This is a genomic window from Myxacorys sp. (genome assembly GCF_059501405.1).
The window spans coordinates 13,235-38,508 of sequence record NZ_JCACCM010000163.1; the positions used below are offsets into that span (position 1 = coordinate 13,235).

The window sequence follows — 25,274 nt, forward strand, 5'->3', positions numbered from 1 at the left end:
CGTCACACCGGACTCATCTCCTCACCTAAAAGAATGCAAGTGACCGACGACTTAACGAAATTATTAGATATTTTGCCGAATGCTCTGCGCGATCGCTTAAATCAACATCCGCAGCGAGACAGTTTAGTCGAAGTCGTCATGGATTTAGGACGGCGTCCTGAAGCCCGATTTCCAGGCAAAGCAGAGTACCTATCGGAAGATCCGATCACTCAAGACGAGTTAAATGAAAGCATCACCAAAGTTGGCGATTTTGGGGGAGACAACCGAGCTGGGATTGAGCGCACCTTGCACCGGATTAGCGCCATTCGGAACCGACGTGGCGATGTAATCGGTTTAACCTGTCGCGTGGGTCGAGCCATCTTCGGAACGATTGGCATGATTCGCGACTTGGTAGAAAGTGGTCGCTCGATTTTGATGCTGGGTCGTCCTGGTGTTGGCAAAACGACGGCATTAAGAGAAATCGCTCGGGTGTTGGCAGACGAGTTGGATAAGCGCGTCGTCATCATTGACACGTCTAACGAAATTGCAGGAGACGGAGATGTGCCGCATCCCGCGATCGGGCGAGCGAGACGGATGCAGGTTGCCCGTCCTGAGTTGCAGCATCAGGTCATGATTGAGGCAGTGGAAAACCACATGCCTGAAGTCATCGTCATTGATGAAATTGGAACGGAGCTAGAAGCCCTAGCCGCCCGAACGATCGCAGAACGGGGCGTCCAGCTTGTGGGAACAGCCCACGGCAACCAATTAGCAAATTTGATCAAAAATCCAACGCTATCTGATCTCATTGGTGGGATTCAATCTGTCACCTTGGGAGACGACGAAGCAAGACGGCGCGGAACTCAAAAAAGCGTTTTAGAGCGCAAAGCACCACCGACGTTCGATATTGCGGTGGAAATGCTAGAACGAGAAAAGTGGGTAGTCCACGAACAGGTCGCTGAAACCGTGGATAGCGTGTTGCGAGGGCGAGTTCCCAATCCTCAAGTCAGGACAGTTGATGAAACGGGCAAAGTGGTTGTTAGCCATGAACCCGTTAGTGAACAGGCAACGGCACGGCTAGGATCTCGGAGTGAGTTGCGTTCTAACGTGGTTCATGGAGGGTTTCCCTCTCAAGAATCGAGCCAGTTTGCGGCACCACAGAGCCGGGGATGGCGATCGTCGGGTCGTATGAAAGCCGTCTCCAGTCAAAGCAGAGCGCCGCTTTCGCCCGAACAGCAAGCCTTTGAGCAGCTGCTTGACGAATCCTTAGGCAAGCAGTCTGATCCCTTTAGCGCAATGCGTAGCCCTAACGGAAGCGCCGCTTCTCCCTATCAAAGCGCAACTGAACAGCGCTACTTCCCCGGTCCCAATGGGGAAGAATTGCCCTTGCACGTTTACCCATATGGGGTGAGTCGGCAAAACCTCGATCAGGTGATCCGGACGCTGAACTTACCAATTGTTTTGACCAAAAATATCGAGGATGCTGACACAGTGTTGGCCCTGCGATCGCACGTCAAGAATCACTCTAAGCTCCGGCATCTCGCTCAAACACGACAGATTCCGATTCACACCGTCAAATCAAATAGCGTTCCTCAAATTGCTCTTTCCTTGCGTCATGCGCTCAACATAGATGATTTAGGAGCGCCCACCGATGCAGAATTAGATTTACTCGTGCGCGGCGACAGCACCGACGAAATCGAAGCGTTAGAAGAAGCAAGATTAGCGGTTGAACAGATTGTCATTCCAAAAGGACAGCCTGTTGAGTTGTTGCCGCGATCGGCGATGGTTCGCAAGATGCAGCATGAGTTGGTCGAACACTATCGTCTAAAATCGAACAGCTTTGGCGAGGAGCCAAATCGCCGTTTGCGAATCTATCCTGCCTAATGTGCAACACTAGCCAATTTCTTGAGAAATTGGCTAGTGTTGTAAACCTGTGGTCGGTCGCATTGCCCTTGTAAAGACGCGATGGATCGTGTCTTTACAGACACACCATCGAAGCTAATCAACAGGTCTACACATCACTAGAAATCGGAGATTTTGCGCCGTTTCTTAAGTCTCAAGTTTTAAGTCTTAAGGGCGCAAAGACAGCGTTCCTGACGGCAAAATTTGTGGAGTGCAGTTTAATGCACCTCTTCTCACTCAAAACCTATCGTTTCTGCCATGCTCCAGTTTATTCGGTCAGATTTAGCGCAGCTCACTGCTTACAGTACTCACCATACCGATAATTCAGCCGTGCATCTCGATCGCTTAGATGTGAACGAGAACCCTTACGATCTGCCCGAAGAACTGAAGGAAAAATTGGCCTGGACGTGGCAACAACAGATCGAATCGAATCGTTATCCCGACGGAGGTTATCTTGCCTTGAAGGAGGCGATCGCAGATTACGCAACAGACTCCTCCAACGCCAACTTCGCGGCTGCAAATATCTCCGTTGGCAACGGTTCCGACGAATTGATTCGCTCTCTGCTGATTGCGACGTGCCTCAACGGAGAAGGCTCTATTCTCGTCGCAAATCCTACATTCTCGATGTATGGCATTTTGGCAAAGACATTAGGAATTCCAGTGGTTACGATCGCGCGATCTCCGGACACCTTCGAGATAGATTTGACCGCTGCACAAGCCGCCATTATCGACACTCAACAGCCACCGATTCGAGTTGTATTTGTGGTGCATCCCAACTCGCCCACTGGAAACGCTCTAACTGAAGCTGAAATTACTTGGCTAAGGAGCCTTCCTCAGCACATCTTGATTGTCATTGATGAAGCTTATTTTGAATTTAGCCAGACAACATTAGCAGATGAACTGGTACAGCATCCCAATTGGGTCGTGTTACGGACGTTCTCAAAGGCATTTCGCTTAGCGGCACATCGAGTGGGTTATGCGATCGCTCATCCCGATCTAATCACCACGCTAGAGACCGTCCGATTGCCCTATAACTTGCCAAGCTTTACGATCTCCGCTGCACAATTTGCCCTATCGGAACGACAGCACCTCCTCGCGATCGTGGATGTCTTGCTAACAGAACGTCGCAAACTCATTGCAGAACTCTCAAAACACAAACAGCTTCGCCTTTGGAATAGTGATGCCAACTTCATTCATATTCGGTTGCAGAATGTAAATGAGGCTGACTCTAAACTTGAAGCAATTTATCGATCGCTCAAACAGCAAGGCACCCTGATTCGGTATACGGGTGGTGGGTTGCGGCTTACCGTAGGAACTCCAGACGAAAATCAGCGCACCTGCGATCGAATGAAACAAGCTCTAGTCGAAATGCTCTAGCCTGCGCCGCCCATATAAGACGTTTGGGAGTTTCGACGAATCAGTTCAATCGTCTGAGGTAACACCCCAACGAGAAGCGCGAAGGCATCATCTGGCACTTGAGCTACGATTTCCGCACCAAAATAATTGTCAAACTGATTCAGAATCATTTGTGCTCGCTGAGTTGGTAATGGATTGTCAGTCAACTGTTGAGTCAACCGAATCCACTGCCGGCGGATTAAATATGCCTTCTGGCGCTCTTCGGGGGACTTTGGGCAAACCAACGCCAAATCACCTATGGGTAACACTCGTTCACAATCCAAATCAAAGAAACTACCGACAGCGGCTCCAGGTCCAGCGAACTCAGCATGAAAGCGCTTATATAAGATTAAGCCGTTTCGTCTACGGCTATTGACGATCAGCAACTGTCCCTTACTAAGCTGAGTCAGAATATCAGCCACTTTGCTTAAAGAATTACGATTTATGAAAATTGCCCCCCTATTCTATGGCATGGAACTAGAGAGCAAGAAGCTGTACGTGATGGAAATCAAAGCGACTGATAATACACATTCGTAATTTGGAGCGCTAGCGGAAGTTATACATTCTCTCGCACTCATTCTTTCTGCCCTGTGAAGTGCCTGAGCATTTCTGCAAGAGGTCTCATTTTCAATTTGTTAGCATTCGCTCCCTTTATCTCCTAACTTCTAGAAAAGATAGACCTTAAACTGCCAGAAGTTAGGAGATGTGAAGAGTTTTTAGAACCTCTCTTAGAAGAACGGGTAATTCACGATTCTCCTTTGCTAATTAAGTCTGTTAGCACAACTTTAAATCAGCCTATTGCGCGTTAGAAAAAACGCAGAAGCGATGACTTATGTTCTTAGTGGTCTTCCACATTGGATGGAATTCCTAACACCGGGCATGGGAGTCGCCCCAGTTGCTTGACCAATGAATGATGTTTAGATTCACAGCCCAAAATCATCAGCGAGGCTGACTCAGACTTGACCACCGCTTTTAGCTCTTCGGCAACGGAGCCAAATCGCAAGTGAGTTTTGAGAGAACCTCGCCACTCCTCTGCAAGACAACGCGCGTGCCAAAGAATGCGATCGGCTTGCTCAAACACCTCCGCCATACTTGCTGGAGCTGCTTGTAAGTCTACCTCTTGACATTCAGCAACGGCAGTTCCACCAGTCGTGCTGTTTCCTCCTACAGAGCGCTCTAAATCGCAGTAGGGTCGGCTAGGCTGCAAATCGGCCAGTCTTTGCATCCATTCGTCGATCACATACACCACTTGCACAGTCACTTGTTTCCCCGTAGCTAAGCGGGTCTGATGGGCAATCCATAAGGTCAGATCCAGCGCCGTCTGACTGCGAGGCGAGTGAGAATAACCAACAACTAGATTAATTTCTGAGCTTGAAGCGTTGTGGGAACCTACAGGCGATTTTGCTTGCGGCAAGAGCAACATCTGGTTGACCAAATCAGTACAACCCAGCGTGTCCTGAAGCCGTGCCAACATTGACAAAATATTCACGATAACAAACCTCTCCTAACGACGGTGTGCGAGAGGTGGGTCGGGCAAAGTTACAGTTGTCAAACTTATACGCTGACACCTGTAACTCCCAGGAGACCACAACGACTACTGCACTGGGCAGCACAAGTCTTGGGCACTCCTCCCATTGCCGACGGAGTTAGCTGACGGGCTAAGACTGGAAGGTGTCTCTCTCAAACGCAGAGAGGTTTGACCTAAACCTCAAAACGCTTAAAATTCGCCCCAGAAACATTGGTTCCTCCGCTTGAATTTGAACCCGGAGCTTTACCCCGTTGCTCAATTCAGATTAGGCTACCCACATATGAGAAATTGACGCTAAAACATTCCACTGTGAGAACGTATCAGATTTAAGAATTAAGAAGATGTGCCAGAATTTAAGCTCGACAATCTGATTCTAAATCCGTTAATAACCAACTTATTACAGATTAAGGTGTGAGAACTGCTATCTGCAAAACAAAACCACTTCAGCTCATGAGTTTGCTCAATCGTGAGACACTCTGAATAGTATATCAGTGCATGCCAACTCTGCGATTCTTCATAAAGTGTGATTTCTCATAAATAAAAACAAGCAGTCATCTACACTAATTTTTAGCCTAGCAAAGACTACCGACAGAAAATTCTTAATATTTTTTACAAATAGATTCTTACAAGCTAGAAAAATTGGGGTTAGCTTACTGAAAAACCTTGTCCTAGGCTGCTTGCTGAGAATTAGTTGTCTCAAGCATACGTTGGTAGAGACGTGCCGTTTTTGTGGAGCGCTTGAGCTTGCCCAAAAGTTCTAAGTAAGCGAAGGGAAGCACAATCGGCCAAAGCATTGTTGCGATCGCAATGACAAACCAAGATGTTTTTCTTTCTTCATCAGACATTTCTTCATCGCGGCGGAAGAAAGTCATCCAAGCGGAAAACAAAATCGGCATTACTAGAAGGTAGAAGCCAACAGGGAGTAGGAACAGGGTTTGCATAACCAACATCTCAATGAAAGTCCAAAGTTCGATCCGAAGCTTTTGTGAGAGGCGTTTAGCTAATTCGCCTTGATGTACAAAATACTAAGTTATTCAGGTCTTTCTCATTGGCATAAATACCGAAGCATGAGACGGGAAGTTGCAAAAGCACGTGAATATACTAAATCGTTTTCTGTTTGTTTTATTACTCTTCGCACAGAACGTAATAGCTGTAGTCTTGTAAGTTACGCTCTACTAAACAATAAACTCACACCTGCTAAAGCGATCAGGACACCAAACACTGATCGAATACTAACGCGATCGCCCAACATTCGAGCGAGCGGAATAACGAACAAAGGACTGGTGCTGGTGAGGGCTTGAGCGACTCCAGTAGGAGCAAATTTAAGCGAGATTTGCTGGAGCCAGACTCCCAAATAGGTGCTAACGAAAGCAGTTCCAGCAACAACGAAAAAGAGGCTTTGAGAGCGCAATGGTTTAACGATTTCGTGAGACTGCTTTTGCGCCACGCCCCAAACCAGTAGCACAATCGTTCCGCCAATTAAGCGAATTAACGTACTCCACAGTGGGTCAACATCAGAGTCGATAAAGGCAAATCGAGAGAGGACAGCACCGATCGCTTGTCCTAAAGCGGCAAGCAACCCAAATAAAGCACCGCGCCTGAGGTGATGAGACGGTTCTGTTGATTCAGGAAGGCGCTCAAGAACAACCCAAATTACTCCTGTTAAGATCATCACAATTCCAAACCAGGATTGTGATGAGAGTCTTTCTTGTAAAAAAAACAGCGCTAAAAGGGCGGCGATCGCAGGCGCGAGGGTTTCAAATAAGAGAGTGCGCCTCGCGCCAATCGAGTTGAGTGCATTGAAATAAGCCGTGTCGCCAAATCCGATGCCGATTGCACCACTGAGCAACAGCAGCATGACGCTCTTGAGATGGATCAATGGCACAGGTTGACCGATTGCAAATAGAGTGAGACCGAGCATCGCGATCGCAATCCATCCTTTCGTCAAATTGAGCGCTAGAGGCGAGATTTGACGTCCGACTCCGGTGTAAACCAGCGAGGCACAGGCCCAAATGAAGGCAGCGCTAAGAGCCGCAATTTCGCCTCGATAGTGAAGAACCTGGAACATGAATTTTAGAGAAGTTTTAGCAGTTCTAAGGTCTGTTTGGGATGAACTAGCGTATTGGCACAGAGAATTCCAGAAGCGGCGACGGCAGGAACGCCGATACCGGGAGTCGTACTGTCACCAACACGATAGAGTCCTGAAATCGGAGTGTGGCAACTGGGAAACAGTCCTGTTCCGGCAGCAATAGCGGCTCCATAAGTGCCTTGATGACGACGCAGATACCGAGCATGAGTTAATGGCGTGCCAATGAGTTCTAGCACAATCCGTTGCCTGATATCTGGAATGACTCGCTCTAGGGCGCGAAAAAGGGAGTGCGATCGCGATCTCTTCTTCAACTCGTACTGCTCGTCGCGCATCCATCCCTCATACGGTTCGAGGGTATAGGCATGAACCCCATGATGTCCTGGAGGCGCAAGGCTTTTATCCCACACCGAAGGAATAGAAATCATGCAGGTGTTCCCCGGCTCAGTGATGTCTTGATCAGCGTCATGCACGACGACATGATGCCCGGTCAACGCTTCTAATCCGTCGGCTCGAATGCCTAAATGCAAGTGCATAAAGCTATCGACCGTGGGAGTTGCTAGCGCGGATTGACGATATGCAGTAGGGACATCAGACGGCTGTAGCAGATGAGTATAGGTGTCCCAAATCGTGGCATTGGAGATGACAATCGGGGCGTTTAGGGTCTCCCCGTTTCGCAGTCGAACGCCTTTCACAATGGTTGCTTCCACCAATATCTGCTCGACATGCGTTCCCAAGCGAAGCTGTCCGCCCCACTTCTTGAAGCCTCGGATCAAGGCGTCCACGATCGCAGCACTGCCTCCAATCGGATAGTCAATGACGGATCGCGATCGCTCTCCAAACATAAACGCAACTTCGGGGGCGATCGTCCCGTGAGCCTTTAATCCTGACAAGAGAAAACACTCTAAATCGATCAACCGTCGTACCCAGGGATCACGAATCGTTTGATCCATCAACGCCCCGACCGAGCTTTGAATCAAACCCAGGTTTGGCAACAGCTTTAGCAACGATGGAAAATAGCGGATCAGCGTGGGAATGAGGTTGAGATCCGATCGCAGTGCCAAAGTAGGAATAGCGCGTAAGCCCTCATACAAACTCAAGAAGCGTTTTTCTAGTTGAGCAAATTCTGTTGCGCCTTGAGGAGTGATAGCTGCGATCGCCGCTCGATATTTTTCAGAGTCACCATAGATCGGCAGCGTTGCATCAGGAAAATGATAGTGTCCAAACGGATCGTAGGGAATCGCGGGAATAGTTTCTCCCAAAACGGCTAAAACCTGTCGCAGAGGATTGAGCGAATTTGGGTCAGATAGCCCGCAATAAAACGATGCGCCCGAATCGAAATGAAATCCTTGACGCGAGAATCCATGGACGGCTCCACCCGCGATCGTATGGCTTTCACAGAGGAGGACTTGTTTGCCGTAGCGAGCGAGGAGCGCCCCTGCCACCAAGCCACCAATGCCGCTTCCAATCACAATCACATCGGCTTGCTGCATGAAAAATTTAGAAGATTACATGAATATTTAGAAGTAAACCGTTTCCGACCATTCCCGCTAGAGTGAAAAGGATGAAATCAACCCTAGGAGAACTGCGCTTATGGCTCAGGCAAAACTTGGAGATATGGTCAAAGTCCACTATACGGGCAAGCTTGACGATGGAACCGTTTTTGATTCTTCCACCGATGGCTCTCCCTTAGAATTTACAATTGGCTCTGGACAAATTATTCCTGGATTTGAGCAGGCGGTAGTAGGCATGAGTCCGGGCGATTCAAAGACGGAACTCATTCCCGTCGATCAAGCTTATGGTCCTCATCGCGAAGATATGGTCGTGATTGTCGATCGCGCTCAAATGCCAGGAGATCTAGAGCCAGAAATTGGTCAGCAGCTTCAAATTCAGCAGCCGACTGGACAGCCGATTCCTGTCGTTGTGACGGAAGTTTCAGAGGCAGACATTACGCTGGATGCAAATCATCCATTGGCTGGAGAAGACTTAACGTTTGACATTCAGCTAGTGGACATTGAGGCAGAAGGCTAATCCAAAATTAGTGAATCGTACTTGGTACGTATCAGCATTTTTTGAACTTGTAGCAAAAAAATCTGGCTCCGCAGCGACACAGTTCTGCCACGGAGCCAGATTTTTTGTCAAGTTTCCGTAATGATTCGGGATGAAGATGAAGATTTCATCTAGTGACAACCATGGCGTTTCTTCCTTTCGGTAGAGAAATATTAAAGAAACTTGTTATATCTTTTGAGCAATCTTACCTACAGCGTCAAAGCTAGGGTGTGTTGCAGTTTCAGTGATTTTGACTAAGCCTTCCAGCCAACTCAACTGTCCATAAAGATTTGACAAGACTTGTTACACATGGTTTCTATCTATGAAGGACCCTTCTATTTTTTAACAAGTAGCTATGCGAAAAGGACTGCCGCGCACCCCCATTAACGTCTTTGGTCCGATTCTTGACAAGATCATTTTGACTCACCTTGTCGTGATCGGCTTACCTACAGTCCTGTACTACTACGTGATCAGTGGCGGTGGAAACCTGCTGCCGATGCATATTGTGATTCCGGTGCTGTACTTTGTCACTTCGCTGGTGGTAATTGGGGAAGCGGTTTCTACAGCGCTCACCTACGGGTATAGAAGATCTGGGTCTAAGACATTGCGTAAGCCAAAGTTTGGCTGGATTCAACGATTCTTAAGGACGCCGCGCACATATGACAGCGATCGCAGGGAAGTCCCAGAACTTCAAAGTGGAACGCCCAGAAGCTCACTCATTGTGGCGGCATATCTGCCGAACGAACAGCATATTATTCTCAGCACTCTCAAGTACATTCTGGCAACGCTTAATCGCCCAAAGGATGGACTAGAGCTGATTCTGGCATACAACCGACCGGAGCGACTGGGGATCGAGGATGAATTAGAAAAGCTCGCCGAGCGTTATCCCGATTTGAAGCTCCTGTGTGTCGAAGACAGCCACTCTAAAGCAGAGAACGTGAACGCCGCATTAGAAGTCGCGACTGGAGAAATCACGGGCATTTTAGACGCTGATCATTACCCCAATGCAGACTGCTTCGATCGAGCGTGGCGCTGGTTAGAGAGTTATCGCTATTCTGTCGTTCAAGGTCGGAATGTGATTCGCAATCACGATGTCAATTTTATGACTCGGATGATTGCGGTTGAGTTTGAGTGCATGTATGGAGTAAGCCACCCGGCTAAGTCGCTTCTGGCTGACACTGGCATGTTCTGTGGCTCTAACGGCTATTGGAGGACATCGGTTCTGAAGCGGGTACGGTTTTCGTCGACGATGTTGACGGAAGATATTGATGCGTCACTCAGAACACTGCTTAGTGGCTACAACATTGTTCACGATCCAACGATTCTGACGACAGAATTGGCTCCGGTTGATCTACGATCGTTCTGGTTCCAACGAAAGCGATGGGCGCAAGGCTGGCTAGAGGTCACCCTGAGACACCAGTTTTCGCTGCTGCTTTCGACAAAGCTTGACCACTGGCAAAAACTCTACTGGTCGCTGTTGTTGGTCTACAGTGCAGGGTTTCACTTTGTTGCACTCCAGATGTTTCCAATGATGATCAGCCTGACCTTGACGGGCACAACAGCACCCGAAGTTGCACCAGAGTATTTCTGGGCGACCACTGCATTGACGCTACTGAGTGGTCCGATTCAAACTTTAGCCGCTTGGCTGGTGCGAACCGACCTCGTACATCAGCCCCGCAGGGATTATCTAGCGTTTTGCCTATTCATTCCGTTCTACTGCGTGTTAAAGAGCGTAATTGCCATTACTGCAATTTATGATCATTTTGCAGGCAATACAGAATGGGTTGTCACGCGTCGAGGATTCATGGAGTCGCTGCCGACTGGATTCTTACGTAAAGCGGGATAGAGGAGCTTATCCATTTAGCGTTTGAACCGCGACGGCTTTAATCGTAGCAAGCGGCACTTGATAGAAATACTGGCGACGGAATTGTTCTTCGCGCACTGCATCTAGAAATTGCTCAACTCTGCCTCTTGCTTCGGCTTGAGGCTTTTTTTCTGCCCAAACGATGCTAAAACCTTGTTCGGTATAGGAGACGCTGAAGCCAAGCAGTTCTAACGCTTGAAAGCCCATTTTTAGAGGCAAATCACCAATTTCCAAACGATCGTAGAGTTGTCGGCGAGTGGCAGTTTGCTCAGTGCGGCTTAAGTATTTGGCAATGCCGATCAGGGTTTGCCACGTGTCTTGCGGAGGAGTAAGGGTTGGGGCAGAGTAGGCGATCGCTAACAGCCTTTCTTCTCGTGCCGCTCGCCGAAACCATACTTGCAACTCCTGCCAGCTCGTTGGACAGGTTTGGACTTGAAGCGGTTTAACATCACTGGAAGAGGATTGAGTGCGCCAATCGAGAATCCAATCGAGGCGAGTCGTCTGAGTGACAGCATCCGCGCAGGGACGCAAGGCAATGAGGCGGACTTCGTAGCGTTTATGATAGGTGTTGTTTTCCAGTTCGACGATCGCGTCGCAGCGACCTGGAGGAATCTCATTAGCATAGTGCCCCCACCAAAGCCCAGGAAATCCGGTCGTCGCCGAGTCATCCCAAAGGGTAAAAGAGGTGCGAATGTATTCAACTTTTCGTCCCCGTAAGTCCTGAATTTTGCGGTTTTTGTCTGCTTCTAGCCAACAGTTTTGAACTAGCAATCGAGGAATCGGGTTGCCCATCCCACAAGGTTCGATCAAGCGCAATTCTTTGTATAGCTCTAGTCCAAGTTCTGAAACCGTGACGCAGAGATCGGCTCGCAGCGTGGGCGATGCGATGATACCTTGTTGCAGTAGCCGTTGATTGATTGCAGCTTTAAACAAGGGTAGGTTATCGACCGAAATACTGAGTCCCGCCGCGAAGGGATGGCCGCCAAAGCGATGAAGTAAGTGTTCTTGATGTTTGACGAGTTGATAGAGATCGACCTGATTGATAGAACGGGCAGACCCCCTTGCAAGTTGAGGTGTAGACGGTACGGCTGGCTCACTTGGTGCGCTGAGCAAAATAGTCGGACGACCGTATTCTTGAGCAATTTGACCTGCAACGAGACCCAAAACGCCTGGACTCCATTGTTCATCCCAAAGAACAATCACACTGGTTGTTGAGAGATCTAGCTGTGATAGTTTTGCTTGGACGTGCTGAGTCACATCTTTTTGCAGGGCTTTGCGACGCGAATTGGCGAGTTCTGTTTCTTCTGCTAAGTCTCGACACCATTGAGCATCTTGACTTGTGAGCAACTCAACGCAGAATCCAGCATCACCTTGAATTCGGCTCACGGCATTGATTCGCGGACCTAAACCGAACGAAATATCGGTAGGCCGATCGCCCGATCGCTTGCAAAATTCTAAGAGCCGAGCAATGCCCGGACGAGTCATCGTCTTGGGATTAGATTGCTTTTGGAGTTGCTGAATGCCCTGCTGGGCGAGGTATCGGCAATCACCCTTTAGTTCAACAAGATCTGCAATTAGCCCGATCGCAACGAGATCCAACAATTCTTCTAGCGATCGCTCTGCCACGTCTGGAAGCTTCTGGTACAGTGCTTCGACGAGTTTGTAGGCAACGGCAACGCCGGAAAGCGTTGCTAGCGGATGCTCGGGTGCAAGGTAGCGCGGATTGACGATCGCAATCACGGGCGGGCGATCGTCGGGCAACGTGTGGTGATCTGTAACAATTACATCAATTCCTAACCGTTGAGCGTACTGAATTTCATCCAAATTTGTACTGCCCGTATCACACGTCACAATGAGCTGACAGCCTTGCGCTTTCAGTTGGTCGAGTCCTTGATAGGACAAGCCATGAGACTCGGTCAAGCGATTGGGAATGTAGTAGAAAAGCTGATGATGTTTAGGAAAAAACTGTCCTAGTCCATCCCAAAGCACTGAGGTTGCGGTGACGCCATCGGCGTCGAAATCGCCCCAAATCCCGACTATTTCTCCAATTTCGTAAGCTCTGATCAGGCGTTTTGTGGCCCACTCCATTTCCTGGCCAAACTCAAATGGAGATTGAGGCTGATAGTGATCCACGTGCAGATAGGGCGCGATCGCAGCTTCATCTCGAATGCCTCGCTGCCACAAAAGCTGAGTAATATAACGCCCGTCTACTTCTGGAGCGCACCGCCAAACCGCTTGAACAAACTTCTCTGGAAGTGCGATCGTCGATTCAACTTGCCACTGAAAGGATTGCTCAGGCATATCGTTCGCAGAGAGTTAGAAGTATTAGAGTTAGAAGTATTTCTGTACCATAACCCGGGATCACGTTTTTGGAGTTGGACGCAACCGAGGACGCTTCCAGACCTTGCGATCGGCTTTCTCGCGCTCATAGGCAATCAGTTTTCCGTAATATTCATGCTGACTTAAATCCATTGACAAGAAAATATGGCGGCGGGCATCGTGAAAGCCCTTGCGATCGAAAAATTTAACGGCGGGCGCATTTTCAGGGTCAGTATCTGCCATCATGAACCGCGCTCCATCGTTAATCAATCGTTCAACCAAGCGGTCTACAAGCTGGTCAGCAATGCCGCGCCGCTGAAAGCTAGGAGAAACGCCAAGCCAGGTGATATAGCCGTAGACCAACGTCCCTTTGCTAATAATCGTGCCCAAGATAAAGCCTGCAAGCTGTTCGTCTACCTCGGCAACCAAACAATAATCCGGCTCGGTATTGTAAGAGCCAATCACTTCCCATTCATCCCAAGTGCGGTAAATGTAGGGATATAAGTCACTGGTGAAGAGCAATTCACCGAGATGAAATACTCCTGCAAGATCGTCAATCTCCATCTCCCGAACCGTTAATCCAGCGTCAGAGCGCTCATTGTCAAAACTGTTTTCAATACTCATAAAAATGTAAGTCATCAGGACGGAGTAAACTGTGGCTGAGTAAAAGTAGCCTGATGCTTCTATGGTGTCACAGAGAACTTACAGCGGAATTTCGGCGATCGCGCTGAGACTTGGAATCACCACGTCTTCTTGTCGGTGACACCGCACGGCAAAACCACAGCGATCGCACTCTCCCACCGCTTGAGAAACTTGAGGAAATGGCTCCCCCATTTCGTAGCGATCGAGCCATTCGGTTAACTGCTTTAGAAGCTGGATCAAGGTTTGCCAAGTCTGCTCGTGTTTCGTGCGATCGTACTTGAGGGTCAGACTTTGCGGTTCGGTCGCTTCTCCCTTTGCCTGAAAGAACCAGTAGATCATTGAAATCTGATCAGGTGTATATTGGCTCGTTTCGGCAAGAACAAAGGGGTAGAGGCGAGATTGCCAGTTTTGCGCCAATCGATCTGAGCGTCCTGGTTTGGGGTAGGTTTTCCAGTCAAGAATTTGAGCTTGGGTAGGAGACAGAATTAATAAATCATAGATGACGGTGAGGAGATGCCCTTCAACGGCGAGCGTGCGGAGGTGTTCACTTTGACGGTAAGCACTGTCATCCATTTGTGAGGCAATCGTGCCTAAAATTTTTGGCTCCGCTTCAACAAATGCCCCAAACCAGCGTCGCAACTGCTCGTCTTCTCTCAGCAGCGGGTCAATCGGCAGTCCCATCTCCCACTGCTGCATTAATAAGTGAAAGCGGCTCCCTGCTAACAATCGCTCTTGCTGCTCAAGATCGGTCGGAGAGCCGAGTTGTTCTAAATAGGTGTGCTGAAACTTGCGAGGACAAACTTCAAGCAGATTCAACTGACCTTGAGAGAGCCGCATAGATGTAAAGAGTTAGCAACCAATCAGCTTCATTTCAATGTTCATATTTTAATGTTCATCCTTTGGTTAAGACGAACACACTTCCTTCGTTGCCGCGTCCGATGCGTAAATCTTCGTCGAGATAGGTAATGTCGAGCCAGCCCTGTTGGTCACGATTTTCAATGCTGACATCGAGCGCGGCAAATTTTTGTCCCGCTTCAATTTGTTCAATAAAAGAGGCGGGCGATCGATAGTCTATTAATCGCTGGAGTCCAACAATTGAGCGCTCAAACTTCACCTCGACGCGCCGTTCCGACACGGGCTTAAACCGAGCCGCCACGCTGACAATTCCTTCTAAAAAAGGTACGCCGACTAGTTCAGCAATGTTGTAGACCTTGGCATCGGCAGTCCGAATCGATTGATAGACCTGTCCAAGCTGCACGAGGGGAACGCGATCGATACCCAAAATTCCGCTACTGGTTGTGTAAATCAGCCGCCAATCTCCTTCGAGTAATGCCGTTGCTTCCACAGGGCGCGGTGTCGGATTCCGATCTTCGAGTTGGGCGATCGCGGCCAAGACGCCCTGACGATCCGCATCGGTCGTGAGCAAGCCTCGATTTTTGCCTGCGATCGCTTCTAGTAATGTAGCTTTCCCGATCATGGGTTCCTCCTTGTGTAAACAGAATTACCCCCTCAGCAGAATAGTAATGGTTGGGCTCTAGAGCCGGGTGCCGATTGACACCTTTTTTAACCCCCTCAACGGGTGCGTCCCCCTGCGCAATTCCGAACCAACCGCGACCAATTATTTAGGCCGCAAAAAAATCTTGACATTTTCCTAACAAATATGCGATGGTTCGTGAACCAAATTCCTGACTCGGTGGTACACTCTGGGTGTTTCATTCGATCTAGAATCTGAAGTATCTGTGTTGTAACGATCCGACTCTGGAACATTTCTTTACTTATGGTTCATAATCCCTCTTTACGTCAAGAACCCCGCGATGTGCGCGCGGCAATCATTCCAATTGGGCGAGAAGCATCAATTCTCGACTGGCTGGAAAATTCGGGTCGTCTGCTCGCACGAGATACTTCAGACGTTGATTACCTTGAAGAAGAAGAGGAAATCAATGCATTGATGGCGGGCGATGACAATACGATTGACGATGATGACGATGATGACTTCGATTTAGAAGATTAATGAAATTAGCTTAGGGGTGAGCAAATTAAAGCTCTAGCCCCTAACTAAGGTCAGAATTTTTGCTCTTTTTCCGAAGTTGGCTTCTCAGGTGTTGTGGTGTTATTGTGCGGAGTGAAGTAGAAGCTTGTGGATGCGAAGCTATTTAGCAATCGATCGGTTAGTCTCTCAGGAACCTTTTTGTTTCTGATCCTGAGTGTTGGCATGACGATCGCTGCCTTGATTTTAGATCGAGTTGGTGGGCGGAGTTGGAGCGAGGCGATTTCGTTAACCACGCCGCTTTGGATTAGTGGATTAGCGAGCGCTGGAGTTGGTTTTTGGGGGGTTCCCTTTCTAAAGGCACTGAAAGCAGGACAAATTATTCGAGAAGATGGTCCGCAATCTCACCTGAAGAAGGCTGGTACTCCGACGATGGGCGGAGCCTTTTTTGTTCCCGTTGCGCTCCTAATCGCGTTGGTGTTGACTGGCTTTTCGAGCGATGCGATGGCCGTTTCTCTGCTAACGCTTGGTTATGCAGCGATCGGCTTTGTAGACGACTGGCAGATCATTCGTCAGAAATCCAATAAAGGCATTTCTCCGCGCATGAAGCTGGGATTGCAGATCGGATTTGCGATCGCGTTCTGCCTCTGGTTAATCATGACGCACCCAACGCTCACAACCTTAGCGTTGCCGTTGGGAATCATGCTGCCACTGGGAAGCTTGTTTGCGCTGCTGGCGTGCTTTGTGTTGGTTGCAGAAAGTAATGCTACCAATCTAACGGACGGCATGGACGGACTAGCGGGAGGAACTGTTGCGATCGCATTTTTGGGGCTTGGCGCGATCGTCGCTCCCACCAATTCTGACCTAATGATTTTCTGCGCCTGCATGAGCGGCAGTTGTCTAGGATTCTTAGTCCATAATCGGAATCCCGCTCGCGTGTTTATGGGAGATACGGGCTCACTGGCGCTCGGTGGGGGCTTAGCAGCTGTAGGACTGCTCAGTAACTCGCTGTTTTCATTGCTGATCTTGAGTGGTCTTTTCTTCTGGGAAACCATTTCTGTGATTATTCAAGTGAGCTACTTCAAAGCCACGAAAAATAGTTCTGGAGTTGGGAAACGCTTTTTTAGAATGTCTCCGTTTCACAATCATTTAGAACTGAGTGGCTGGACAGAAACGCAAGTCGTCGGTTGGTTTTATGCGATCGCAGCGGTCTTAGCCGCGATCGGTCTCGCGATTCGTTAACAGGTTAACTCCGCACCTAAAAATTGAGATCGAGTCACTCAAATCTGTTATGATAGTGACTCGTTAGACCTGGAGAGATGGCTGAGTGGTCGAAAGCGGCAGATTGCTAATCTGTTGATGGATTTAGGTCCATCCGAGGGTTCGAATCCCTCTCTCTCCGTTGAACAATTTGTAATAACAAAGGTTTGCTTGCACTTGTTGAATGCAACCTTGGAGATTGAACATCAGTTTAGTCTCCGCTAAATCGATCTTGATGAGAACTAGTGGCGGGCGTATTCTTCCTTCAAACCTTCCTAAAAGCATTATCATCTCCATCTGCGATCGCTTGATGTTGGCCGAAGCAATTACAAATTACAAACTACAAATTACGCATTATCCTGCTCTTGGTTTAAGATGAGGCTCATTTACAGCAAATCTACGGAGTCGCACTCTAACATGAGCAGATTGACATCGGCACATCGGGTTAGATTGAGCAGGGTTAAATTAAGTAGCGCAGTAGCACTTGCCGGAGTCACCCTCGCCGCCGGGTTATTGACTGCTGCCTGTCAAGAAGCAGAAGCTCCCACCGCTCAAGGAGGCGCACCTTCGGGTTCTAATACCGCCGCAACAGCAACGAAAGGCTTAAAAATTGGCTCCTTACTGCCATCTACAGGAGATTTGGCGTCCATTGGGCAGCAGATGGTGGCGACCGTACCGCTACTTAGGGATACCGTCAACCAATGCGGAGGTGTAAACGGTGAGCCGGTCACTCTAGTGGCGGTCGATGACCAGACCGAGCCATCGGCAGGCGCAGAAGGAATGACTCGCCTCGCCCAAGTCGAACGAGTGGCGGGAGTCGTTGGGTCATTTGCCAGTAGTGTCTCTACGGCAGCATTACCCATTGCGGTTCGCAACAAAGTTGTTCTCATTTCTCCAGGTAGTACTAGCCCCGTTTTCACGCAACAAGCAAAAGAAGGCAAGTATGATGGCTATTGGGCAAGAACGGCTCCACCCGACACTTATCAAGCCCAAGCGTTAGCAAAATTAGCCGCCGAAAAAGGTTTTAAGACCGCCGGTACAGTTGTGATTAACAACGACTATGGCGTGGGCTTTGAGAAGGAATTTGTAAAGTCATTTGATAAGCTGGGTGGGTCGATCACCAATCAGTCAAAGCCCACTCGGTACGATCCGAAAGCAACCACATTAGAAACTGAGGCAGCGGCGGCATTTTCAGGGAAACCAAATGCGGTGGCGGCAGTCTTGTACGCCGATACTGGAAGTTTGCTCGTCAAGTCTGCGTTTGAGCAAGGTCTAAGTAAGGGCGTCCAGCTTTTATTTACGGATGGCGTCTATTCTCAAGACTTTGTGAACAAAGTTGGTAAAACCTCAGATGGTAAATCAATTTTGGCAGGCGCGATCGGAACGGTTCCTGGAGCGAGTGGAAAAGGACTCGATCAATTCTCTAAACTTTGGCAACAGACGCAAAATCGCCCGCTTGCAGCTTATGCTCCTCACTCTTGGGATGCGGCTGCCATTTTAGTGTTAGCTGCGGAAGCCGCCAAGTCAAATACTGGAGAAGGTATCAAGAGCAAGCTTCGGGACGTAACCAATGCACCTGGCGAAGAAGTGACAGACGTGTGTAAAGGGCTAGAGTTGCTGAGACAGGGCAAAGAAATCAACTTCCAAGGCGCAAGCGGCGATGTTGATATTGACGCGAATGGAGATGCGATCGGCAGCTACGATGTCTGGACGGTCAAAGAAGACGGGGCAATCCAGACGATTGGCAAGGTCAATCCTGCACAATAACGTCAAGTACAGTCATTTCAAGTTCAGAAGGGCTGAGCTAAAATCAGCCCTTCAGCGCTTCTATCCATCTTGTCACTTGAGTATAGAGGCGCTCTGACGCGCATTCAGATAAGCAATCGAGGGCACGGTTATAGTCTGCGATCGCATAATTCCAGTCACCGATAATGTGGTGGGTTCTGCCCCGTGCTGCGTAAATATGAGCATCGAGTACGCAAGAGTCCTCCGAGGTGCGAGTCAGCAGCTCGCTGATGTGGAGCGCCTGTTCAAAGTTTTCAATTGCTTGGGAATACATTTCTAAATCGCGAAAGGTGATGCCTTGATTAAGCCACGCACGCACGTTGGTTGGATCGAGGTCGATCGCCATCTCGTAATCTGCGATCGCTTCGGCTAGCTGTCCTTGAATAGCGTAGTAATTGGCGCGATTATTGTAGGCATTCGCCAGTTTTGGGTTGAGTTGAATCGCTCGATTGTAATCCTCTAACGCTGCTTCTCGCTCACCCCACTGGAACTGCACCAAGCCGCGATTGTTATAGTCTGTTGCGTTTTCAGGATTGCGATCGATCAAAACACTCAATCCTTCAACAGCAAGCAGATAATTTCCTTGTTTCGCTTCTTCAAGCGATCGTTGGCGCAACAGCCGATCCTGCTCATGAGCGTCGAGCCACACGCCCTGATTTCGCATCAAACGCTCAGTAGATTCACGACGCTGAGGGCGGCGTTTTACACCCCGTGTTACTCCGAGGGAGCCACGACGAGGGGAAAAAGATTTTGTTATGCCAACTGTCTCAGGGCGGAGGTGATGAGTTGTATTGGCGCGATTTAGAGAACTGTGAACGTTCATATCATCCTCACTCAGCGTGTGATCTTTACCTTACAGACTTACGAACCAAAGTTTTTCTGCCCAAGCGCTACATCATGAATATGTCTTCAGTTAGATTTTGAATAATTAGGGCTGAAATGCCTAAGCACGATAAGACTTACGACTTACTTGAGAATTTTAGGAGCGAACTTTAACTACAAGGTGGAGCGATTCCATTTCTGAAACAGACCTTCCTTGAAAGATGAAGATTTGGTCAAGTGATATTCAATAAACTGAGACGCCATCGCAGGAATATTGGATCACTCTTTAAACTAACTTTGCTATTTCTTCATATTGCTTCGCGTCAGCTTAACGTTCCCGCAACTGCTGAACTCTTAACAGTTGGAGAAAAAGGCTGAAGCTGCTCGATCAGTCTCTGTATCATTTAGGGGACTGCTCCGCAGAACAAGGCGCGATCGCTAGTCTTCAAATCTAGAAATTAGCCAATCATCGGGTGGTTCGCATTTCTATGCTCATTCCTCGATCCACTGATGATAGGTGGCTTTAGAAATCACGTTAAGTTACAAATCCCGAATAGGCGCAGGAAGAACTTGGTAAAATGCGACGGATGTGAGGCAATTTGCATCCTTCCGCCCTAACGAAACACACCAGAGTTTAGTCTGGTTGATGACAAAACATCCTATGACAGCAGCCACTTCGTATCCCAATATTTCCGATGTCTCCGCAGATGATTATCTTGTCCTTGGCTTAGCCACTTGCTTTCTAAAAGACGAGGGAGAGATTCATGAAGTTAAAGTAGTGGAGCCGATTCCATCTGCGGCACTCGAAGCGATTCTGAAGGGCATCCCCACCTCGTATTCATTGGCGATCGCAACCCCGATCGGAGCCGTCTTGCCAGGCGAAACGCCTCAACTTCCATCTGATTTTCCGACCGACGCTCAGTTTTGCGACGACTTTGCCTATCGTGCCACTGCTGCTGCTCGGACTTACAAAGCCAAGACCGCCGCACAGCAGCATATTCCTATGGGCACGTCCCGCGCTGACTTTAATTTTTCAACCGAACGCAGACGGATTCTCAACTCTCAGCGCATCGTGAAAACAGAAGATAACGTTAAGCAGCACGAGTACACGCACAAAACTCTGTAGTTAATTATTGAAGGATTTGACCGAATGTTGAAGCTCTACGCTGGTGTGCGGAGTCGCGCGTCTATTGTGCAGTGGTATTTAGAAGAGTTAAACGTTCCCTATGAGGTTGTAGTGCTAGATCTTCAGGCAGGAGAACAGCTGCAGCCAAGTTACCGAGAGATCAACCCGTTTGGCAAAGTCCCAGGAATTGTAGATGGTACGGTCAAACTGTGGGAATCGGGGGCAATCTTGCTTTACCTGGAAGAGAAGTACGGAAAAGCTTCGTTTGAAGAACGAATGATTTCAATTCAGTGGGTTACTTTTGCCAATGCGACATTAGGGCCTGGCGTATTTGTTGAGGCTAATCGTGACCGAGAACTTCCGCGGTTGATGAAGCCACTGAACGAGTTGTTCGAGCGGCAACACTGTGTTAGCGGCGACCATTTTACAGTTGCAGATGTCGCCGTTGGCTCTTTGCTGGCATACATTCCACTGATGCTGCAATTGGATCTCAGCGAGTATCCTGCCGTGGTTGATTACACCAAACGGATGGCAGAACGTCCTTGCTTCCAAAAAGCGATCGGTGGGCGCAAGTAATCTGCTGCCAAGTGAGGTTAACGGATCAAACACAATCCATAAAAAAGGGGCATGAATCATGCCCCTTTTGTTTTCTATATTCGGTTTTATATGCAGATTATCTGAAACCGATCGCGGCTTGCCAAACAAACGCCAGCAGCAAAAAGAAGACGGGAATAACTGGTAGAACGTCTACCAAGGGATCGAAAATGGAGTACGCTTCGGGCAGTTTGGCTAAAAGCAATGCTGCTTCCATGACTCGTTTACCTCTTCAACACAGATTCATAATTGCCATGAATTTTAACATAATCGATAGGTCAACGGTAAGCAGGTTTCATTGAAGGGGGACTAACCAGGGAGCAAAGTCTTGGTGAAATGTACCGTTCAAAATAGAAACACGAATCCGTTGAGTAAAGGAAATTAGCTCAGTAATGTTGTGAATGGAAAGGAGAGTGTAGCCGAGAAGTTCCTGCGATCGCAGCAGGTGACTGAGATAAGCTCGGCTAAAGGTCTGACAGGTGTAGCACGAACAGGATGAATCGAGGGGAGTAAAATCTTCACGAAACTTAGCATTTTTCAGATTCCACCGCTCTCCTTGCACGAGTGCCGCGCCATGCCGCGCCAAACGAGTTGGAATGACACAATCAAACAGATCAATTCCTGCCGCGATCGCGCGTGCCATTTCTCGATACGTTCCCACTCCCATTAAATATCGCGGCTTATGCGATGGCAGGAGTGGTGCAGTGGCTTGAACGACTCGATCAATCACGTCAGGCGCTTCGCCAACGCTGACACCTCCGATCGCATAGCCTGGCAAATCTAAATCACTTAGCATCTGAACTGCCTGCGATCGCAGATCCAAAAATTCGCCCCCTTGAACAATCCCAAACAGTGCTTGATCGGGTCGGCGATGGGCGGAAATACAGCGTTTTAGCCATTGGTAGGTACGTTCTGTTGCCGTCTCAGTTGCCTCGCGTCCCACACCGGGCGGTGGACATTCATCGAACGCCATAATGACATCTGCACCGAGCGCATTCTGAATCTCAATTGAGCGTTCTGGAGTGAGATGAATCATTTGTCCGTCGCGGGGAGAGCGGAACATCACCCCTTCATCCGAGAGCGATCGCATCTCGCTTAAACTAAACACCTGAAAGCCTCCAGAGTCCGTCAGCATCGGCTGCGACCAGCCCATAAACCGATGCACGCCCCCTGCCCGTTCTACAATGTCTTCTCCTGGCTGCAAGTGGAGGTGATAGGTGTTGGCTAACACCATTTGCGCGCCCGTGGCTATTAGCTGATCGGGCGTTACGGTTTTGACATTTGCCAGCGTACCAACTGGCATAAAGCGCGGGGTTTCAACGATTCCATGGGGCGTGTGAAAAACTCCCGCCCGTGCATGAGTGTGGCGACAGGTCGTTTGGCAGTGAAAGGAAAACTGATTCAAAGCGAGTTGATGTGCGATCGCAAAACAGACTATCCATTGTTGCAGATTCTAGATAGAAAATTTTCCGCAGTAATTCGCGTCCACTCTACTGTCAGAAAGATTACTTCTAGACTGAATCTATTTTTTGAGAGCAAATTGTTTTCTATCTCTAGACAGGTCGGTTTGGAAAGAAATGATTGCTAAATTGAACACATCAGGTTGAATCAGAGTTCACTTTAATATACAAATTTTTTGGAGATTTCAATGAATATTCTTGCTTGGGCAATTTTAGGATTATTAGCAGGCGCGATCGCAAAGGCAATCTACCCTGGATATCAGAGCGGTGGCATCTTAGGCACAATGCTACTTGGCGTAATTGGAGCTTTTGTAGGTGGATCGCTCGTGACCTTTTTTGAAACAGGAACGCTGGCTCTGACGGCTACGGCATTCAGTTTGACTGGTCTGTTTGTGGCTGTACTTGGTGCAGTTGTAGCCCTATTCTTCTACTACTTACTGACGCGTCGAGCTGTCTAATTTTTACGCTACTGCAAACGTTTTCCCTACTTGAGACACTCTCTTAAGCCTCTGCAAAAGCAGAGGCTTTTTCTGATTTGGTCTAAGCTTCTGCAATCAGCATAGCCTTCCTACATAATCTTCTCAGAGGACAGGCTACATCTGATCCACGCCAACGGAGAATTGATCTCACACTCTGCCGACGTGGATCATATCTACTTAGAAGATCAAATCTACTTAGAAATAAAATGTGCCCATACGTCGCCGTCTCCGCCGCAAACTTGCTGACAGTAGCTATACGGGTAAAGAACTTTTCGTCCTTCGGTGTAGGTGTACCCTGTCAATGCGTCTCCCCACGGATCGTTCACAATGAAACCATCTGGGGTAAAGCCAACGACGGTAACAATGTGCCCCCCATGGGTAAACAGCCCGCATAGAATAACAGGGTTACCATTGATCAGTTCTTCTTTGATGTCCCGCCACGATCGCTTTGTGTCAAAACTCGCTTTGAAGCCATAGGCTTGAATTAAGCTAACAAGGGTGTTGTGATCGGTTTGAGATCCTTGTCCGTCTTTGTTGAAGCACCACTGTAATAATTCGTCTTCTAGCTGTCCGTACTGAGATCGCACACCGTAGTAATAAAACACCATCGCGATCGACGTTACGTTACACGTTGACCAGTAATAGCGCGGATTATCTCGCTGAGAGAAATAAGGAACATTCATCTCAACACTCGGTAAAATTGGATTAAAGGCTTTCGTTCCCCGTTTCATCTGAGCAAAATCCGGGAAAACGTAGCCTGTATTTCCAAACCCTGGAATTTCTTCTGTCAGCGATACTTTGATATGTCCGCCCTGCACCATGTAGCTCGAAATTCCGTAGAACGCATGTTTATTAAAATTAGTGCGCTCTTCGGGTTGCAGTTGCGACGAATCTACCGGACGCTTTTTAAACATCGTATCGGTTACAGCGGTAACCGTCAAAGCGCCAGAATCATACGGAACTTCTTTACCATTACGCTTAATTTGAGCGTATTGCCAATACACATATCCTCGATTTCCAAATCCTGGAATTGGCTCTGCCAAAGTCACCCGAAAGTGCCCACCTGTGCAAGCATATCCAATAATTTGGAGAGTTTGACCTTGCAGAACATCAGCTTTTTGGTGAGCCGCCAGCGTTGAAGAATCTGCCAGTTGCGCTTTGATCAGTGTTGTAGACGTGATTAGCAACTGAGCTGCCAAGGGAATATCAGGCACGTCATCAAGAGCGAAGCGAAGAATTTGAGTGCCTTTGCTGAGTTGAACGTGAGGCTCGTAAAAGAAGCCAAAATTCCCGATCGCATCAATGTTTCGTCCAATTTCTAACTTCAAATGCCCGTCAATCAGTCCATAGCGGTTGACGGGAAAGGTTTGTCCCGCTTTGACTAACACCTTTTGCTGACCATTTAATTGCGACGAGTCCGCTGGCGACGTTTTAAAGTAAGTGTCTTGCATCACTTTTAGCGTCAACGCTTGACCCACCGTGAGCGGATCGGTACTAACCGTGATGTAGAACACTTTGTTTTCGATCAGCTTCCCAACCGTGTCAAATCCTTTAAGGCGAATCCAACGTGATCCGGCTTGAGAAAATCCTTTTGGCAGCGAGACTTGCCAGGTTCCATTGCTGGTCGTGACTTGAAGCGGAAATTTATCTTCGGCTGCGATCGCAATCTTGGCAACCCGACTCGCATCATAGCTGCCTTTGAGATTGACAGGCTTATTCACCAACACTTCTCTCGGACCTGAGTAAGTCGGCGGCGTCGCAACACCCATTGATGCATACGGGGTGTTAATTACGTCAGCGACAGCAGTAGTAGTCATGGTTGATATCCCTGAGATAAAAATGGTATGAGCGATGCTAAACAGGGAACTCAGTATTCTTAGAAAACAGGAGTTTCTTAGTTGAGAATGCCCAATCTTACTTCAGGAATTTGTGCTAAAAAAATGTCCCAATCTGGAAAGAGATTGGGACACCTAAAGTGAAATAGTGGTAAGGCTTGAACT

At 48.4% G+C, this 25,274-nt stretch carries 23 protein-coding genes, 1 tRNA gene and 1 riboswitch; of the genes, 11 read left to right on the forward strand and 13 right to left on the reverse strand.

The genetic code is table 11. The annotated features are described in order from the left end of the window. Positions 1-33 precede the first annotated feature (33 nt). Entirely contained in the window at positions 34-1,860 is a 1,827-nt protein-coding gene (locus AC5I6P_RS22410) for a R3H domain-containing nucleic acid-binding protein (protein WP_495696074.1), read from the forward strand. Positions 1,861-2,136: 276 nt separating this feature from the next. Further along, positions 2,137-3,255 carry a histidinol-phosphate transaminase gene (locus AC5I6P_RS22415; protein ID WP_495695984.1) on the forward strand — a complete coding sequence of 373 codons (1,119 nt, stop codon included), beginning with the start codon at positions 2,137-2,139 and terminating at the stop codon, positions 3,253-3,255. Here the strand turns inward: AC5I6P_RS22415 and AC5I6P_RS22420 are convergent. The 5 genes from AC5I6P_RS22420 to AC5I6P_RS22440 all read right to left on the reverse strand — a co-directional run bounded on the left by AC5I6P_RS22420 (position 3,252) and on the right by AC5I6P_RS22440 (position 8,380). Then, positions 3,252-3,695, reverse strand: a complete 444-nt coding sequence (locus tag AC5I6P_RS22420) for a hypothetical protein (RefSeq protein WP_495695985.1) — start codon at positions 3,693-3,695, stop codon at positions 3,252-3,254. The two genes, AC5I6P_RS22415 and AC5I6P_RS22420, sit on opposite strands and share 4 nt — an antisense overlap. A gap of 416 nt (positions 3,696-4,111) precedes the next feature. Continuing rightward, positions 4,112-4,762, reverse strand: a complete 651-nt coding sequence (locus AC5I6P_RS22425) for a universal stress protein (protein WP_495695986.1) — start codon at positions 4,760-4,762, stop codon at positions 4,112-4,114. 134 nt (positions 4,763-4,896) lie between these two features. Further along, positions 4,897-5,052: riboswitch (cyclic di-AMP (ydaO/yuaA leader) on the reverse strand. 417 nt (positions 5,053-5,469) lie between these two features. Next, complete coding sequence (locus AC5I6P_RS22430) at positions 5,470-5,742, reverse strand: hypothetical protein (RefSeq protein ID WP_495695987.1); 273 nt, start codon at positions 5,740-5,742, stop codon at positions 5,470-5,472. 224 nt (positions 5,743-5,966) lie between these two features. Continuing rightward, complete coding sequence (locus tag AC5I6P_RS22435) at positions 5,967-6,869, reverse strand: DMT family transporter (protein ID WP_495695988.1); 903 nt, start codon at positions 6,867-6,869, stop codon at positions 5,967-5,969. A 5-nt stretch (positions 6,870-6,874) separates the two neighbouring features. Then, on the reverse strand, positions 6,875-8,380 hold the full coding sequence (locus AC5I6P_RS22440; RefSeq protein WP_495695989.1) for a phytoene desaturase family protein: 1,506 nt from the start codon (positions 8,378-8,380) through the stop codon (positions 6,875-6,877). A 100-nt stretch (positions 8,381-8,480) separates the two neighbouring features. Here AC5I6P_RS22440 and AC5I6P_RS22445 point away from each other — a divergent pair, with 100 nt between their 5' ends. Both AC5I6P_RS22445 and AC5I6P_RS22450 read left to right on the forward strand, forming a co-directional pair. Continuing rightward, on the forward strand, positions 8,481-8,918 hold the full coding sequence (locus tag AC5I6P_RS22445) for an FKBP-type peptidyl-prolyl cis-trans isomerase (protein ID WP_495695990.1): 438 nt from the start codon (positions 8,481-8,483) through the stop codon (positions 8,916-8,918). Positions 8,919-9,291: 373 nt separating this feature from the next. Continuing rightward, positions 9,292-10,782, forward strand: a complete 1,491-nt coding sequence (locus AC5I6P_RS22450) for a glycosyltransferase family 2 protein (RefSeq protein WP_495695991.1) — start codon at positions 9,292-9,294, stop codon at positions 10,780-10,782. A 6-nt stretch (positions 10,783-10,788) separates the two neighbouring features. On the opposite strand, the gene recJ is transcribed toward AC5I6P_RS22450, so the two are convergent. From recJ to AC5I6P_RS22470, 4 genes are all read right to left on the reverse strand, one after another. Next, positions 10,789-13,101 (reverse strand): single-stranded-DNA-specific exonuclease RecJ, encoded by a 2,313-nt coding sequence (gene recJ, locus AC5I6P_RS22455; protein WP_495695992.1) that lies wholly within the window; start codon positions 13,099-13,101, stop codon positions 10,789-10,791. 60 nt (positions 13,102-13,161) lie between these two features. Then, the gene (locus AC5I6P_RS22460) at positions 13,162-13,758 is read right to left on the reverse strand and encodes a GNAT family N-acetyltransferase (protein WP_495695993.1); all 597 of its coding nucleotides are present in this window, start codon (positions 13,756-13,758) and stop codon (positions 13,162-13,164) included. A 63-nt stretch (positions 13,759-13,821) separates the two neighbouring features. Further along, positions 13,822-14,598, reverse strand: coding sequence for a PD-(D/E)XK nuclease family protein (locus AC5I6P_RS22465; RefSeq protein ID WP_495695994.1), 777 nt, complete (start codon positions 14,596-14,598; stop codon positions 13,822-13,824). Positions 14,599-14,653: 55 nt separating this feature from the next. Further along, the gene (locus AC5I6P_RS22470; protein ID WP_495695995.1) at positions 14,654-15,238 is read right to left on the reverse strand and encodes a PAP/fibrillin family protein; all 585 of its coding nucleotides are present in this window, start codon (positions 15,236-15,238) and stop codon (positions 14,654-14,656) included. 300 nt (positions 15,239-15,538) lie between these two features. On the opposite strand from AC5I6P_RS22470, the gene AC5I6P_RS22475 reads away from it, so the two are divergent. The 4 genes from AC5I6P_RS22475 (at position 15,539) to AC5I6P_RS22490 (ending at position 18,775) form a co-directional block, all read left to right on the forward strand. After that, positions 15,539-15,772 (forward strand): DUF3134 domain-containing protein, encoded by a 234-nt coding sequence (locus tag AC5I6P_RS22475; RefSeq protein WP_495695996.1) that lies wholly within the window; start codon positions 15,539-15,541, stop codon positions 15,770-15,772. Positions 15,773-15,898: 126 nt separating this feature from the next. Further along, positions 15,899-16,990, forward strand: coding sequence for a phospho-N-acetylmuramoyl-pentapeptide-transferase (mraY, locus tag AC5I6P_RS22480; RefSeq protein ID WP_495695997.1), 1,092 nt, complete (start codon positions 15,899-15,901; stop codon positions 16,988-16,990). Between the two features lie 71 nt (positions 16,991-17,061). After that, positions 17,062-17,150, forward strand: a tRNA-Ser gene (locus AC5I6P_RS22485). A gap of 275 nt (positions 17,151-17,425) precedes the next feature. Beyond that, positions 17,426-18,775: an ABC transporter substrate-binding protein gene (locus AC5I6P_RS22490; protein ID WP_495695998.1), complete on the forward strand. Its 1,350-nt coding sequence runs from the start codon at positions 17,426-17,428 to the stop codon at positions 18,773-18,775. A gap of 43 nt (positions 18,776-18,818) precedes the next feature. Here the strand turns inward: AC5I6P_RS22490 and AC5I6P_RS22495 are convergent, their stop codons facing one another. Then, on the reverse strand, positions 18,819-19,616 hold the full coding sequence (locus AC5I6P_RS22495) for a tetratricopeptide repeat protein (RefSeq protein WP_495695999.1): 798 nt from the start codon (positions 19,614-19,616) through the stop codon (positions 18,819-18,821). Between the two features lie 660 nt (positions 19,617-20,276). Here AC5I6P_RS22495 and AC5I6P_RS22500 point away from each other — a divergent pair. Further along, positions 20,277-20,741: a hypothetical protein gene (locus AC5I6P_RS22500; RefSeq protein WP_495696000.1), complete on the forward strand. Its 465-nt coding sequence runs from the start codon at positions 20,277-20,279 to the stop codon at positions 20,739-20,741. A gap of 24 nt (positions 20,742-20,765) precedes the next feature. Then, positions 20,766-21,317: a glutathione S-transferase family protein gene (locus AC5I6P_RS22505; RefSeq protein ID WP_495696001.1), complete on the forward strand. Its 552-nt coding sequence runs from the start codon at positions 20,766-20,768 to the stop codon at positions 21,315-21,317. A 97-nt stretch (positions 21,318-21,414) separates the two neighbouring features. On the opposite strand, the gene AC5I6P_RS22510 is transcribed toward AC5I6P_RS22505, so the two are convergent. Both AC5I6P_RS22510 and tgt read right to left on the reverse strand, forming a co-directional pair. After that, entirely contained in the window at positions 21,415-21,552 is a 138-nt protein-coding gene (locus tag AC5I6P_RS22510; protein WP_162545730.1) for a photosystem II reaction center protein K, read from the reverse strand. Positions 21,553-21,630: 78 nt separating this feature from the next. Continuing rightward, positions 21,631-22,740 carry a tRNA guanosine(34) transglycosylase Tgt gene (gene tgt / locus AC5I6P_RS22515; RefSeq protein WP_495696002.1) on the reverse strand — a complete coding sequence of 370 codons (1,110 nt, stop codon included), beginning with the start codon at positions 22,738-22,740 and terminating at the stop codon, positions 21,631-21,633. Between the two features lie 243 nt (positions 22,741-22,983). Between tgt and AC5I6P_RS22520 the strand changes: the two genes are divergently transcribed. Then, on the forward strand, positions 22,984-23,253 hold the full coding sequence (locus AC5I6P_RS22520) for a GlsB/YeaQ/YmgE family stress response membrane protein (protein ID WP_495696003.1): 270 nt from the start codon (positions 22,984-22,986) through the stop codon (positions 23,251-23,253). A 212-nt stretch (positions 23,254-23,465) separates the two neighbouring features. Here AC5I6P_RS22520 and AC5I6P_RS22525 read toward each other — a convergent pair whose 3' ends face one another. Then, positions 23,466-25,091, reverse strand: a complete 1,626-nt coding sequence (locus tag AC5I6P_RS22525) for a C39 family peptidase (RefSeq protein WP_495696004.1) — start codon at positions 25,089-25,091, stop codon at positions 23,466-23,468. Positions 25,092-25,274 lie beyond the last annotated feature (183 nt).